Source organism: Pseudomonas sp. LBUM1663, from assembly GCF_059695905.1.
In genome coordinates this window covers 3,996,753-4,010,805 of the sequence record NZ_CP166792.1, presented here as the reverse complement: position 1 = coordinate 4,010,805, position 14,053 = coordinate 3,996,753, and the positions used below count along the sequence as shown (strand labels likewise).

The following is a 14,053-nucleotide window of genomic DNA, read 5'->3' as shown; positions in this document are numbered from 1 at the left end:
GCGGGGCGATTTTTTACAGGTAGAGACGGTGAATGACCTGACGGGTGTCATCGGGATCATTGTGCGTCTCGAAACCCAGCGCTTTGGCCAGGTCGCGCATCGGCGCATTGCTGGCGGCGTCCACCGAGTCAATGATCACGAACGAACGCCCTGTTCGGCGCAGAAAGTAAGCCACGGCGAGTGCGGACTGGCCACCGCCGATAATTGCGACGTCCACTTCGATGGGGGTAGAAGGCATGCGAATCCTCAGGGCGCAGAGTCTCGCCAAGATACCCGAAGCGGATCGGCTATTTGTTGATGTTGCTCAAGCGTTCGGTGCAGCGGTTCAAAACGCCAACCTCGGCCCCAGGTAGGCATTGGCACTGGCGATGTCGTCATCCCCCAATGCGCCAACATCGGCCGCCAGCCGCAGCTTGGCCAGCAGGTAACGCAACTTCGCTTCGAACAGATCACGCCGGGCGGTGTAGATCTGTTCCTGGGCGTTGAGGATGTCGACGTTGGTGCTGGAGCCGGCCAGGAAACCCTTTTTCGAGGATTCCAGTGAGCGCTCACTGGATTTGACCGCTTTTTCCAAGGCGCGTATGCGCGCTTCGCCGCTTTGCACGCCGCGAAACTCCCGGGTGGTGCCGGAAATAATTTCTTCGCGAGTAGCATTCAGGTCTTCTTCGGCCTGATCCCGGGTGGCGACGCTCTGCCGGGCGCGGGCGCTGACGTAGCCGCCGCTGTACAACGGAATATTCAGCTCCACGCCAGCCGAGCTGTAGCGGTTGCGCTGGTTTTGCGTGGACAGGGTTTCACTGTCGGCGGCGGTGTAGCCCAGCACCAGATCAAGGGTCGGCCAGTGACCGGCCTTGGCCTTGGCCACTTCTTCGTCGGCGGTGTTGACGTTCAAGCGGCGGGCCCGGATCGAGGGGCTGTCGGTCCCCGCGCGAATAATCCATTCCTGCAGATTGTCCGGTTGCAGCGGCGGCGTGGGGAAGGAGTCTTGCAGGGTGGCGATTTCATCGGGTGTCTGCCCGAGGTATTCCTGCAACAGGCGCCGTGCCACGGTCACGCTGTCTTCGGCTTCGATCAGCTCGGCCTGGGCCAGGTCACGACGGGCCACTGCTTCGTCGACGTCTGTGATGGTGCCGTCGCCGAGGTCCTTGCGCCGTTGGGTCGAAGCCACTTGTTCATTGAATGATTTGAGTTTGGCCGTCGCCAGTTCCACGGTCTCGTGGGCCAGCAACACGTCAAAGTAGCGCCCGGCCAGCTTAACGGCCGCATCCTGCGCCTTGCCGTCGAACACCGCCACACCGTACTCGGCCTGATATTCGCCTTGGCGATACTCGGCCATTTTCTGCTTGTTGAAGAGCGGTTGGCGCAGTTGCAGTGTCGCGCCCCGGGAGTTGTAGTTCAGGTCATTGGTCTGGCTATTGCCGAAAAAATCCGGCTGCTTTTGCGTGCCGTTGATGTGGTTGTCGAAGGCGGTGATGCCGATTTTCGGCAGCAGCCCGGATTGACCGATAGTGCGGTTTTCCAGCGCGGCATCGCGTTCGTGACCGGCAGAAAGATAGGTCGGGCCCTGGAACTGCATCAGGTTCCAGGACTCGCGAAGGTCCAGCGCCGCCACCGACTGAGCCAGGCCCAACAGGGCGACGAAACCGATGAACCGACCCCGGCTGCTCACGTCATTGCTCCTTGAACGCACTGTTGACGCGGTCCAGCAGCGGCTTCAACAGGTAGCTGAGCATGTTGCGCTCACCGGTCTTGATGGTGACTGACGCGGGCATGCCTGCGCGGATGTGGTTGCTGCCAAGCAGGGCCATGCCGGCGGGCGTCACTTCGATCTGCGCCAGGTAGTAGGGTTGTTTGTTGTCGTCGCTGACCAGGCGGTCGGCGGAAATGGTCAGCACCTGGCCCGGAATGTTCGGTGTCTGCACGTGATTGAACGCGGGGAACGAGATGGTCACCGGCAGGCCTGGCGTCATCCGGTCGATGGCTTGCACCGGCACCATCGCGTCGATCTGCAACGGTTCGTGGGCCGGCACGATTTCCATGATCTTGAAACCGGGCGCGATCACGCCGCCGATGGTCGACACGTTCAGGCCCTGGACCATGCCGTCGATGGGCGAGCGAATTACCGTGTGCCGGACCTGATAATCCAGGGCCTGCAAACGGTCGGTGAGGGCACTGTTTTCCTTCTGCACATCAGCCAGTAGCGACTGCACTTCTTTGCGGTAGTCGTACTCGCGTTGCAGGATGCGCAGCTTGATGTCGGCGACTTGGCCCCGCGCCCTGGCAATGTTGTTGAGGTTGTCGGCCTGCGAGGCGTTCAAGTCCGAACCGGTGCGTTCGAGCTCCAGCATGCGGTTGCGGGGCACGTAGCCTTCGGCGGCGAGTTGGCGGACCCCGACCAGCTCCTGATTGAGAAACCCTATCTGAGCCGAACGGGCACTGAAGATGTGCTGCAAACCCTTGATCTGCGCCTCGGCGGAGTTGAGCGACTCGCGCAAGATGCCGATCTCGCCCTCAAGGCTGGTGCGGCGCGTGGCAAACAGATGACGTTGCAGGTTGATGGCGTCTTTCAGGTGATCGTTGCCGGCATAGCGCTGCACCATGGCGGGGTCGAAAACCACGTCGGCGGCGCCATCGCGTTCGGCTTCCAGGCGGTTTTCCATGGCTTTGGTGGCGATGTACTGCGCGTTCACCACCCCTTGTTCCGAGAGTGCCTGGGTGGCGTCGAGCCGCACCAATTCCTGATCCTTGCTGACGCTGTCGCCTTCACGCACTAGAATCGCGTCGACACTGCCGCCGGTGATGTGCTGGATGGCTTTGCGGTTGCTGGTGACCTTGACTGTGGCGGTGGCGACGATGCCGGCGTCCAGCGGGGCCAGCCAGGACCAGAGCAGAAATCCGCCAAAGCCGAGGATCACCAGCAGCACGCCCCAACGTGCGGGGCGAAGGTCGTCGACATCGATACTGGCTGCCGCGCGCACCAATTCCTGGCCTCGCGGATCAAGACTCAAGGTGCCCATTTATTCTCTCCCGCGAACGGCTGACAGGGTTGGAGCGCCCACCGTCGGCAGCACGCTGGTCTGGCGCAACGCCGCGAACACTTCGTCCCGGGGGCCGAACAATTGCGTGCTACCTTCACGCAGCATCAGGACTTTATCGACGGTGCCGAGGATGCTCGGGCGGTGGCTGATCAGCACCGTGGTGCAGCCCCGGGATTTGAGGTCTTCGAGCACTTCGATCAGGGCTTTTTCCCCGGCGTCGTCGAGGTTGGCGTTCGGCTCATCCAGCACGATGATTGACGGCTCGCCGTACAACGCACGGGCCAGGCCGATGCGCTGGCGTTGGCCACCGGACAGCGGGTTACCGTCCACATCTAGGGTCGTGTCATAACCGTGGGCAAAGCGCAAAATCATGTCGTGCACACCGGCCCGTTTGGCCGCCACGATCACCGCGTCACTGTCGACCTCACCGAAGCGGGCAATGTTGTCGGCGATGGTGCCTTCGAACAATTCCACGTCCTGGGGCAAGTAACCGACCCAGGGGCCGAGCTCTTCCTTGTTCCACAGGTAGACGTCCACACCGTCGAGCCGCACTTTGCCGCTTTGCGCCGGCCAGATGCCCACCAGCAGCCGTGCCAGGGTTGATTTGCCCGACGCGGACGGGCCGATGATGCCCAGTGATTCACCCGGCGACAGGTTGAAGTGCGGCCCGCGAAGGATCGATTGGCTCATGCCCGGCGCCCCGGCGTGCAGGTGTTCCACCGAAAGCATGCCCAATGGCCGCTGCAGCTTCATCGCATCGGCCCGGGGCGGAAAATCTTGCAGCAGTTGCTTGAGCCGCGCCCAGGCACGACGGCTGGTCAGCAGTTGTTTCCAGGCGCCGATCAGTTGTTCGACGGGGGCCAGGGCGCGGCCGCTGAGGATTGAGCAAGCGATCATCATGCCGGGGGTGATCGAGCCTTCGATGGCCAGCAGGGCGCCGGTGCCGAGGATCAGCGATTGCAGGGCGATCCGCACAAAACGCCCCAGTCCGCTGATATAGGCCGCGCGGTCGGACGCCAGGGTCTGCATTTCGAGTATCCGCAGGTGGCTGCCGAACCAGCGTTGCGTGATAGCCGGCAGCATGCCCATTGCCTCGATGACTTCGGCGTTGCGCAGATTGTTGTTGGCGAAAGTGCCCGAGATTTGTGACGCCAGATTCGCTTCGTTCAACGGCTTTTTGGTGGCGATTTCAGTGAGCCAGGTCAGGGATACCAGAATCAGCGAGCCGCACAGGGTGACGATCCCGAGCAAGGGGTGGATCAGGTAGGCGACGAATAGGTAAATGGGCGTCCACGGCGCATCGAAGAACGCAAACAGGCCGTTGCCGGTAAGAAACTGGCGTACTTGCGCGAGGTCTTGCAGGGCTTGCGCCGGGTTGCCGCCAGCACGCTGCAGGTTGCGCTCGAAAGCGGCGGTAAAGACACGCCGGTTCAGGGCCATGTCCAGTCGGTTGCCGACCCGGATCATTACGCGAGTGCGCACCACTTCCAGCATGGCCAGCAAGGTGTACAGACCGATCATTAGCAGGGTCAGCATCAGCAGCGTGGTGAGGTTGCTGCTGACCAGCGCCCGGTCATACACCTGCAGCATGTAGATGGCCGGCGCCAGCATCAGCACGTTGATCACGCCACTGAAACCGGCCAGTGAATAGAACGTATGGCGCAGCCGAAAAATCACCTCGGCAAATTCGGAACGCTGCGGGTTTTTCTTGTCCATCGGGAGGTTCCCGTGCCGTGGTTTTATGTACCTCAGCGTAGGGGAACGACTGTTGGTCGGATGACACCCCGATCCGGTTTTTACGCGTCAATATTTTATTGACGCTTTTGACAGTGTTTAAAAACAACGGGTTGGACGCTGTCTTTTCAGGCGTTTGTGGTGAAGATGGCTTGTTGGCGGTCGAATTTCGTGCGACCTAAGTCTAATTATCGTCCTCAAAGCCTGCGGCACTTGCGACCAGTAACCAGCATCCGCCCGGGTTAGCTGCTATTAATCAATGGTGTTCGAATACTTGGCCCTTTCAGGAGCGCGTCATGAACCCATTCATCCGGATTGGCATCGCCGATGATCATCCTTTATTGCGTGAAGGCGTGGCCAATACGCTGAGGAAGAGAGCGGATTTGCAAATCGTGGAGCAGGGTGGCAGCGCGGATGAAGCCCAGGCCATTGCGGTACGAATGCGACCGGATGTGATGCTGATGGACGTCAATATGCCGGGCGACGTATTCGCCGTGGTGCGATTTATCTCCACCCAGTTGCCGGACGTAAAGGTGCTGATGCTGACGGTGTCGGAGTCTGAAGATGACGCCTATTCGGCGCTTGAAGCGGGCGCGCGCGGTTATGTGTTGAAAGGCGTCAGCGGGCCGGACCTGGTGCTGGCGATCCGGTCGATCGCCAGGGGCGAAACGTATATCACCCCCGAATTTGCCAATAAGCTGCTGAGCAATTTCAAAAAGCATGAGGCTGAAGTCCGCAAGATCGACCTCACCCATCGGGAGGAGCAGATTATTCGTGAGGTCTCAAAGGGCCTGACCAATAAAGAAGTGGCCTCAAAACTGTTGATCAGCGAAAAAACCGTCAAGTACTACATGACCTGCGTGATGCAGAAGTTGCACGCACGCAACCGGGTCGAGGCGGTGACGGCCCTTCGGCGTTATTGGGAGCGTGAGGCCGTCGGTCGCCTGCACATCGGGGTGGGTATTCATGTAGATGCCCGGGGTGGTTCGTGACTAGAGGTTGAATTGTGCGTTCACTGATGTGCCGGCGCTGGACGACTCGATGCTGAACAACCCGCCCAACGATTCCACGCGATAGCGCAAACCCGCCAGCCCGAGCCGGGTCCTGCCGGCGGTCTCGACCACCATGGCCTCAGCTGCCATGCCCGGTCCACTGTCCCTGACACTGATGTACAACAGCCCGTCAATGTAATCGGCATTGATGGCCTGGCCTCTGCCCTGGGCATGGCGGTACGCATTGTTGAGGGCTTCCTGGACAAACCGGTAAAGACAGAGCTTGAGTGGCAATGACGTCACCTCAGGCAGCGGCCCCAGCGACAATTTGACCTTGGTGCCGGAGCGTTGCTCGTGGCGCTGCGCCACCAGTTGCAACTCCTCCGGCAGGCTAAGGTCGTTGATTTCGGGAAGTGCCAGCCCCCGCGACAGATCACGCACCTCACGCAATGCATCGGTGGCAGCGCCGCGGATGGTTTCCAGGGATTCCTGATCGATGTCGGTGCAGTTTTCAGCCAGGTCATCGAGCCGGATGAGGATCAGCGTCATCAGCTGTGCCGGGCCGTCGTGCAAGTCCGCGCCGATGCGGCGCAGGGTCAGTTCGTTGATGCGTGAGAACTCCTGAGTCGCGGTGGTCATCTTGCGCTGTAGTGCCGCATTGCTGATGTGCAAGCGTGTTTGCTCCAGGAGCCGCAACCGCAATGCGACTTGCTGGCGCTGGATGATCTGGTCACCGCGTCGCACCAGGAAGAACAGCAACGTCAGCATCGCCAGCGTCGCGGCACCGACCACCATCCACACTTGCTGACGAATACGATTGATTTCCTGCTCCAGGCTGGTCGCCATTTCATAGAACTCGCCCACCGCGATGATTTTTCCGGTGTTGAACTCCCGCAGCGGCGCATAGATTTCATAGAGCGGTACGTTGAGCTTTCGCTCGAACTCGTTCTCTTCCTGATCCAGGTCCTCAAGGTCGGTGACCACATTGCCCTTGAGCGCCTCGGCGATTTCATCCATCGGGAATTTGCGATTGGTGATGGATTTGTCGGTGCTGTAAACCACCGTGCCGTCCGCGCGCCAGATCTTGATCGAGACGATGTGCCGTTTCAGTGAACGGCTATCCATCAGGCGGTCCAGGGATTCGACGCTGGTGGGCGACAAGCCGTTATCGCGACTCATCTCCTGTACGTAGGGCTCCAGAAACGCTTCCATGTAATGGGCGCCGGCTTCGGCGGCGCTTTGCACGGCGGCCCGTTCGATTCGTGCACTCACCAGGTTGCCGACGAAAAACATCGTCAGTCCCAGGATCAATGCCGCGGCAATCACGAACTGTGTGGAGCGGCTCAGGTTGCGGGCCCGGGCCTTGAAGCGGGTGCGCCAGATTGCCCGCTGACCACGCTCTCGAGGCGGGGGAGACTCGACCAAAGTCTCAGTCTGGTCACCGACAAAAGTCTCGTTTTTTGATTCGACTTTTGCATCTTTTGCCATCGGTCCGGTTCCCTGATCATCGTGATAAGTCGGTTGGAAAACCCTGCAACTCAACGGATATCTGGAGATTGCCATGTATGAGCTAAAGCGCTTCACCCTCAATCAAAACGATATTTCGTTTCTTGAGCAGCAGGTTACATTTCCAACCATTCATGTCGTGGGTTACAACGCCGCCGGTGAACCGCTGTACGGCTACAGCGGGTCGGATGGCAACGTCCATGTGCTCGGGATTCTCGGCAGCTTCAACCCTCTGGATATCCCGGCCGGCGAAACCCGCTGGTACAACGGCGCACGGGACCCGATCGGCTTGCGCGATGTGTCCGGGCACTTCAACAACCTGACCCAGGACGGTCAGGCCTGGGGCAGTTTCGGGCAGAACTTCATTCGCCTGACCCACTCCGACTACACGCACTACGTTCATCAGAACCTGGATAACGCCGCATTGGCAGGGCCGGGCGTTCCCGTCGGTGCCACGCCCATGACTGACAGTAGTTCACTGTATAGCGATCCGACAGCTTCGCTGGTGGACTACACGCCACGGATGATCAGCCAGACCATCGTCAGCGGCGGGGTGACCTTTGCCACCGATGTCAATGGGCATATCCAACACACGGCAAACGGCGTGGCCATCGTGACGGATCCGGGCATCCTCGGCACCATCGGTGAAGTCGATACCACCTCGCCGGACTCGGGCCAGTACTACATCCGCAACCAGAACACCGTCAGCGGCGACCCGTCGACCACCGGCTGGTTCACCTTGTTCGGACAGTTCTTCGACCACGGCCTGGACTTCATCAACAAGCCTAATCAAAACGCAACGATCACCATTCCCCTGGCGCCTGACGATCCGCTTTACGGCTCGATCGGCCCGGACGGGCAGCCGGTTTACTCGATCAAGGTGCACCGCGCCTCGGTCAGCGAAGTGGACGGGCAAGGCCAGGCGCAATATGTCAACCTCGACTCGCCGTACATCGATCAGAACCAGACTTACGGCTCCAACGAGACCGTGACCCAGTTGCTGCGCCAGTGGGTGGCGGACCCCAATCACCCTGGCCAATTCATCGCCGGGGCGGCGCTGTTCGACGGCACGACCTTGAGTGATGAAGCGGCCTGGACCCTCAACGGGGTGCTGACCCATCAGACCCTGCCAACCCTGAGCGAACTGCGCGCCCACGTGCTGGCCACCGGTCGTGACGACCTGACCTGGGACGACATTGCCAACTTCCGCGTCCGGGATGCCCACGGTCATGTGCTGGATGCCGACCCGACCACCGCCGGTGTGCAGGCGGTATATACCCGCGAAGCGATCCTGCTGGACATGAACCCGCACTTCGACGATGTGCATATCGATCAGGCGAAGCTGATGTCGCTGGATGCGCACATCACCAGCATTACCTTCGATGCGAACAACCCGTATGGAATGGTCATCAACTACGACAACTCGGGGCCGAAGAACCTGTTCAGCTTCGTCAACTTTGCCGACTTCACCATCAGCGCCGCACCCGGCAGTGCCGATTTTGCGGTGGCCAACGAGTTGCTGCTGCAATCGGTGGGCGACCACTACATTGCCGGTGATGGTCGGGTGAACGAAAACTTCGGCCTGACCGCCATTCACCACGTCTTCCACGAAGACCACAACGTGCAGCTGATCAACCTGCAGAACGAGGTGCTGGGGCAGACCGACGTCAATGTGCGGCATAACTGGCAGGTACATATCAGTAACGGCAGCGGCGGTTTTTACACCGATGCCAATGGCAACTTCACCCTGGCCGATGGCGTCACCGTGTCCTGGGATCAGGACAAGTTGTTCTATGCCGCCAAGCTGACCGTGGAGATGGAATACCAGCACGTCGCAATCGACCAATACGCGCGGCTGATCACCCCGGACTTGCCTGAGTTCGTGACCTACGACTCGAGCATCAACACCAACATCTCGCTGGAGTACGGCCAGGCGGCGTTCCGTTTCGGCCACTCGCAATTGCGCGAAACCATCGACGCCCTGGAGAAAAATGCCAGCGGCGGTTACGACCTGACGGGCGCGATTACGCACTATGCGTTGGAGCAGGCGTTCCTCAACCCCGGTGGTTTCGCCGAAGTGGGTCCGACGGCCATCGCGTTGGGCATGACCCGGCAGATCAGCAACGAAATCGACGAGTTCGTCACCCCGGCGTTACAACAAGGCTTGCTCGGTCAGCCACTGGACCTGGCGACGATCAACCTGGCCCGTGGTCGCGACCTCGGCCTGCCGACCCTGAACCAGGCGCGCCAGCAGATCCACGATGCGCTGATTGCCGAACGGGCCTCACCGGCCGGCGCGCAGCACCACACCAACCTGATCGTCGATGGCCTGACGCCCTATACCAGCTGGAGTGATTTCGCCAACAACATGATTCACCCCGAGTCCCTGGTGAACTTCATCGCCGCTTATTCTTTCGACGGTGACGTGGCCCATGCTCAGGCGATTATCGATGCAGATGTCTCGGGTCTTACCGTCAACTATGCCGGTGGCAGTGTCACGGCCGAGCAGGCGGCGTATTTCCTTTCCGGCGCGGCAGACGCCAACGGCAATCATGTGGCTGGCTATGACGGCTATAACGCGATTGACCTGTGGATCGGTGGCTTGGCCGAAAAGCATGTCTACACCGGGCAACTGGGTACCACCTTCAACGCCATCTTCGAGGATCAGATGGAGCGGCTGATGGACGGTGACCGTTTCTATTACCTGTACCGCCTCGATCTTGGCCTGCCGGCGATGACCAACCTCAACGAACAGGTGGTCACCGAGCAATTCAAAGACATCATCGAACGCACCACCGACGCCCGGCACCTGGCCGGTGATGTCTTCGGCTATGCCGACAGCTACGTGGAACTGAGCTACACCGATTCCGGCGCGAGTGCCACGGCCTACAAGAGCGAGCACAAGTATGGGACGCTGATCGCGGCCAACCATGTGGGCGTCTACTCAACCGGTGGCTCGGGCGGGATCGGTGGTAACGGCCTGCTGGTCAGCCTGACCAGCCCGGAAACGCATACCGCGCAAACCTATATTCGGGACTACCGTCCGGACCAGGGCACGAACCCGGATGGCACGGCGGCGGTGGGTTACAACTCCCACGAAGTGCTGGTCGGCACCGACTACAACGACTGGCTCGACGCCGGTGACGGTGACGATACGATTTACGGCGAAGGCGGCGACGACATCCTGGACGGCAAAGCCGGTGCCGACCATATCTACGGTGGCGACGGCAACGACGTGATCTATGGCGGGGATATCGAAGACTTCCTCGATGGCGGGGAAGGGGACGACACCATCTATGCCGGGACCAGCGCAGGCGCCCTCGATGTGGTGATTGGCGGTAACGGCAACGATCACCTCTACGGTGAAGCCGGGATCGATGAGTTGTACGGTGGCGCCGGCAATGACTACATCGATGCCGGTGGCGACACCGACCTGGTGCATGGCGGTGACGGTAATGATGAGATTTATGGCGGCGATGGCCCGGACATCCTGTTCGGTGAGGACGGCGATGACATCATTTCCGGCGGCTCCACCGGCGACCAGGAGTTTGGCGGTGTCGGCGACGACATTCTGTTGCCGGGCCTGGGGGGCGCTCCGGGTCAGGGCGACGGTGATGAAGCCCTTGGCGACGTGGGCTTCGATATTGCAGCCTTCAGCGATGTGAACATTGCGCTGGACGCGGCAGCAGACCTCAACAATCAGAATATCGTCGCGGCACCGGGCACTGCAGTGCTGTACCAGCCGTTCAACGCCTTGCTGGCGGACATTGAAGGCTTGATCGGTTCACGCTTCAGCGATGCCCGTGCGAACACGGTCACGCCGGCCAATCCGCTGGCGGGCCTGATCGGTAATGCCACGGAGAACTGGTTGATTGGCGGCAGCGGTGACGATGTCTCCCAAGGCAACGGCGGCAATGACGTGATCGTCGGGGATTCGATCAAACTGGCCGATCTCAATCACTTGCTCGCCAGTCAAGGGTTTGCCGAGCACTTCACCGGTCTGCAATCGACCCGCCCCGACTTCGTCCTGGGCGATAACCATCAGGCCGCCGGCACCGCCGATGGCGCGGCGGACACGGCCATCTACTCGGGTAACTATGCCAATTACAGCATTACCAAGTTCACCGACACCCGGCCGGGCGGCGAGCTGATCACGGCGTTCAAAGTGGTGGACCTGCGGGTGGGCGCTGCGAACGTCGATGGCACCGATATTGTCATCGGCGTTGAAAAACTGCGCTTCGCCGACCGCACGATCAACCTGAGCATCACCAATCACCTGCCGACCGGCAATGTGGTGCTGTCGGGTTATGCCACCGCACCGACCACCCCAAGTCGTCCGGTGCCGGCCCAATACCGGCTGACCGCCAACACCTCAGCCATCCAGGATGCCGATGGCTTGCCTGGACCGAGCGGGTTCTCCTATCAGTGGCAGGCACTGGTGGGGGCGACCTGGTTGAGTATCGCCGGGGCGAATGCGTCGACCTTTGCACCGACTTCGGCGCAGTTCGGCCAGCAGCTGCGGGTTGTCACCACGTACACCGACAACAACGGCACGGTGGAACAACTGACGTCAGACCCTTCGGAAGCGGTAGGACGCTTCATCGAAGGCACTAACTCATTCTTCTTCGGTGATACGCTCAATGGCACCAACTATCAGGACATCCTGATGGGCTATTCGGGCAATGACGTCCTCAACGGCGGGCTGGGTTCCGACTTGCTGGACGGTGGCGCCGGTAACGATACGATGCGCGGCAACGCTGGCAATGACGTCTACATGGTCGATGCCAATGGCGATGTGGTTCAGGAGAATCTGAACGAAGGCACCGACACGGTCATGTCCTCGGTCAGCTATACCCTGGGCGCCAACGTCGAAAACCTGACCTTGCTAGGCTCGAACAACATCAACGGCACCGGCAACACGCTGGACAACGTGATCCATGGCAACAGCGGTAACAACCAACTCAGTGGGCTGGCCGGCAACGACTCGGTCTTTGGTGAGGCAGGCAACGACACGCTGCTGGCCTCGCTGAACGACGGCAACGACCACTATGACGGTGGCACGGGCACCGACACCTACGATTTGTCGGCCACATCGGCGCCAGCCACGGTCGATTTGATCGCCGGAACGTCAACCAGCACCCAGACCGGCAGCGACTCGCTGACCGGCATCGAGAACATCACCGGCAGTTCGGGCGACGATCACATCCAGGGCGATGGCGTCAGCAACCTGTTGCAAGGCCAGGGCGGCAATGACTGGATGGACGGTGGCAGCGGTGACGACACCCTGGTGGGTGGACAAGGCCTGGACAGCCTGTTCGGTGGCCTGGGCAATGACACCTTCCGGGCATCGGTCAATGATGGCAATGACAGCTACGACGGCGGTGGCGACACCGATACCTATGACTTGTCAGGCACATCGGCCAACGCCACGGTCAACCTGTCCACCAACTCGGCCAGCAGCTCGCAAACCGGTAGTGACACCTTGATCAGCGTCGAAAATGTCATCGGCAGCAGCGGCACTAACACCCTGACCGGTGACAACGCCAATAACGCCCTGACCGGGCAGGGCGGTATCGACACCTTGAGTGGCGGCGGTGGTGCCGACACGCTGGCGGGTAATGGCAACCGCGATACGTTGACCGGCGGTGCAGGGGCGGACATGTTTGTGTTCAGCTCGATCAATGACTCGGGAACGTCGGCCGCAAGCCGTGACGTGATCACGGACTTCTCGCACGGAACCGACCATATCGATCTCACCCTGATCGATGCCCGGACCTCCGGCGCAGGTTCCGCCGGTAATCAGGACTTCACCTTCCTCGGCGAGTGGAACGGCGCTGGCAACGAGTTCAACAACCAGGCGCAATTGAAGTACCACTTCGTCAATGTCGGCGGGGTCGATCACACGTATGTGGAGGGCAATGTAAACAACGGTAATGGCGCCGATTTCCAAATTGATCTGGTCGGGCACGTGGCCCTCACTGCGAGCGATTTCGTCGGCGTGGTCTAGGTTGGCAGCGTACAAAGGGCGCCCCTTCAACGGGCGCCCTTTGTTTTTGGCAGAGGGCGTGAGCTAGACCACGGCGCCAAACAAGTGCCCCACCAGCGCCGTAATCCCCATGGCCAGCGCCCCCCAGAAGGTCACCCGCCAGGCGCCGGTGATGACTTTGGCTCCGCCGGCCCTGGCGGCGATGGCACCCAGTGTCCCGAGAAACACCAATGACATGCCCGATATCCAGGGCACCACGCTGTGCTCCGGCGCGACAAACGTCACCGCCAGGGGCAAGGCGGCACCCACCACGAAACTGGCGGCGGAGGCCAGGGCCGCCTGCAAGGGTTTGGCAGTAAGGGTGGCGCTGATACCCAGTTCGTCCCGGGCGTGCGAACCCAACGCATCATGGGCCATCAATTGATCGGCCACCTGATGCGCCAGTTCGGGTGATACGCCACGGTGCATGTAGATGTTGGCGAGCTCGATGTGTTCGGCTTTCGGGTCACTGGCCAGCTCGGCCCGTTCGCGGGACAAGTCGGCGCGCTCGGTATCGGCCTGGGAGTGCACGGAGATGTACTCGCCTGCCGCCATGGACATGGCGCCGGCCATCAGCCCCGCCATGCCCGTGACCAGCAATGTGGCGTGGCTGGCGTTGGCGGCGGCGACGCCAATCAGCAGGCTGGCGGTGGAGACAATTCCGTCGTTGGCCCCAAGGACGGCGGCGCGCAGCCAGCCGATACGATCACTGCGGTGGGACTCGGTGTGTCTGTGCATGAATTTCATGGTTGAGCGCG

At 60.8% G+C, this 14,053-nt stretch carries 8 protein-coding genes; 2 read left to right on the top strand and 6 right to left on the bottom strand.

Annotated elements, in window-relative coordinates:
* Positions 1-13 precede the first annotated feature (13 nt).
* The 4 genes from ACA075_RS18320 to ACA075_RS18305 all read right to left on the bottom strand — a co-directional run bounded on the left by ACA075_RS18320 (position 14) and on the right by ACA075_RS18305 (position 4,754).
* Entirely contained in the window at positions 14-238 is a 225-nt protein-coding gene (locus tag ACA075_RS18320) for an NAD(P)-binding protein (protein WP_497294416.1), read from the bottom strand.
* An 87-nt stretch (positions 239-325) separates the two neighbouring features.
* Entirely contained in the window at positions 326-1,669 is a 1,344-nt protein-coding gene (locus tag ACA075_RS18315; protein WP_497294414.1) for a TolC family outer membrane protein, read from the bottom strand.
* Between the two features lies 1 nt (position 1,670).
* The gene (locus ACA075_RS18310) at positions 1,671-3,017 is read right to left on the bottom strand and encodes an HlyD family type I secretion periplasmic adaptor subunit (RefSeq protein ID WP_497294412.1); all 1,347 of its coding nucleotides are present in this window, start codon (positions 3,015-3,017) and stop codon (positions 1,671-1,673) included.
* Positions 3,018-4,754, bottom strand: a complete 1,737-nt coding sequence (locus ACA075_RS18305; RefSeq protein WP_497294410.1) for a type I secretion system permease/ATPase — start codon at positions 4,752-4,754, stop codon at positions 3,018-3,020. It lies immediately after the preceding gene.
* A 314-nt stretch (positions 4,755-5,068) separates the two neighbouring features.
* Between ACA075_RS18305 and ACA075_RS18300 the strand changes: the two genes are divergently transcribed.
* Entirely contained in the window at positions 5,069-5,764 is a 696-nt protein-coding gene (locus ACA075_RS18300; RefSeq protein ID WP_497294408.1) for a response regulator, read from the top strand.
* Here the strand turns inward: ACA075_RS18300 and ACA075_RS18295 are convergent, their stop codons facing one another.
* Positions 5,765-7,252 carry a sensor histidine kinase gene (locus tag ACA075_RS18295; RefSeq protein WP_497294406.1) on the bottom strand — a complete coding sequence of 496 codons (1,488 nt, stop codon included), beginning with the start codon at positions 7,250-7,252 and terminating at the stop codon, positions 5,765-5,767.
* A 73-nt stretch (positions 7,253-7,325) separates the two neighbouring features.
* Here ACA075_RS18295 and ACA075_RS18290 point away from each other — a divergent pair, with 73 nt between their 5' ends.
* On the top strand, positions 7,326-13,277 hold the full coding sequence (locus ACA075_RS18290; RefSeq protein ID WP_497294404.1) for a peroxidase family protein: 5,952 nt from the start codon (positions 7,326-7,328) through the stop codon (positions 13,275-13,277).
* Between the two features lie 63 nt (positions 13,278-13,340).
* Here the strand turns inward: ACA075_RS18290 and ACA075_RS18285 are convergent, their stop codons facing one another.
* Positions 13,341-14,042, bottom strand: coding sequence for a VIT1/CCC1 transporter family protein (locus ACA075_RS18285; protein ID WP_350601003.1), 702 nt, complete (start codon positions 14,040-14,042; stop codon positions 13,341-13,343).
* Between the last annotated feature and the right edge of the window lie 11 nt (positions 14,043-14,053).

Coding starts and splice junctions, on each gene's coding strand:
- ACA075_RS18305 (WP_497294410.1), bottom strand. CDS start 4,754: ATGGACAAGAAAAACCCGCAGCGTTCCGAATTTGCCGAGGTGATTTTT.
- ACA075_RS18320 (WP_497294416.1), bottom strand. CDS start 238: ATGCCTTCTACCCCCATCGAAGTGGACGTCGCAATTATCGGCGGTGGC.
- ACA075_RS18295 (WP_497294406.1), bottom strand. CDS start 7,252: ATGGCAAAAGATGCAAAAGTCGAATCAAAAAACGAGACTTTTGTCGGT.
- ACA075_RS18290 (WP_497294404.1), top strand. CDS start 7,326: ATGTATGAGCTAAAGCGCTTCACCCTCAATCAAAACGATATTTCGTTT.
- ACA075_RS18285 (WP_350601003.1), bottom strand. CDS start 14,042: ATGAAATTCATGCACAGACACACCGAGTCCCACCGCAGTGATCGTATC.
- ACA075_RS18300 (WP_497294408.1), top strand. CDS start 5,069: ATGAACCCATTCATCCGGATTGGCATCGCCGATGATCATCCTTTATTG.
- ACA075_RS18310 (WP_497294412.1), bottom strand. CDS start 3,017: ATGGGCACCTTGAGTCTTGATCCGCGAGGCCAGGAATTGGTGCGCGCG.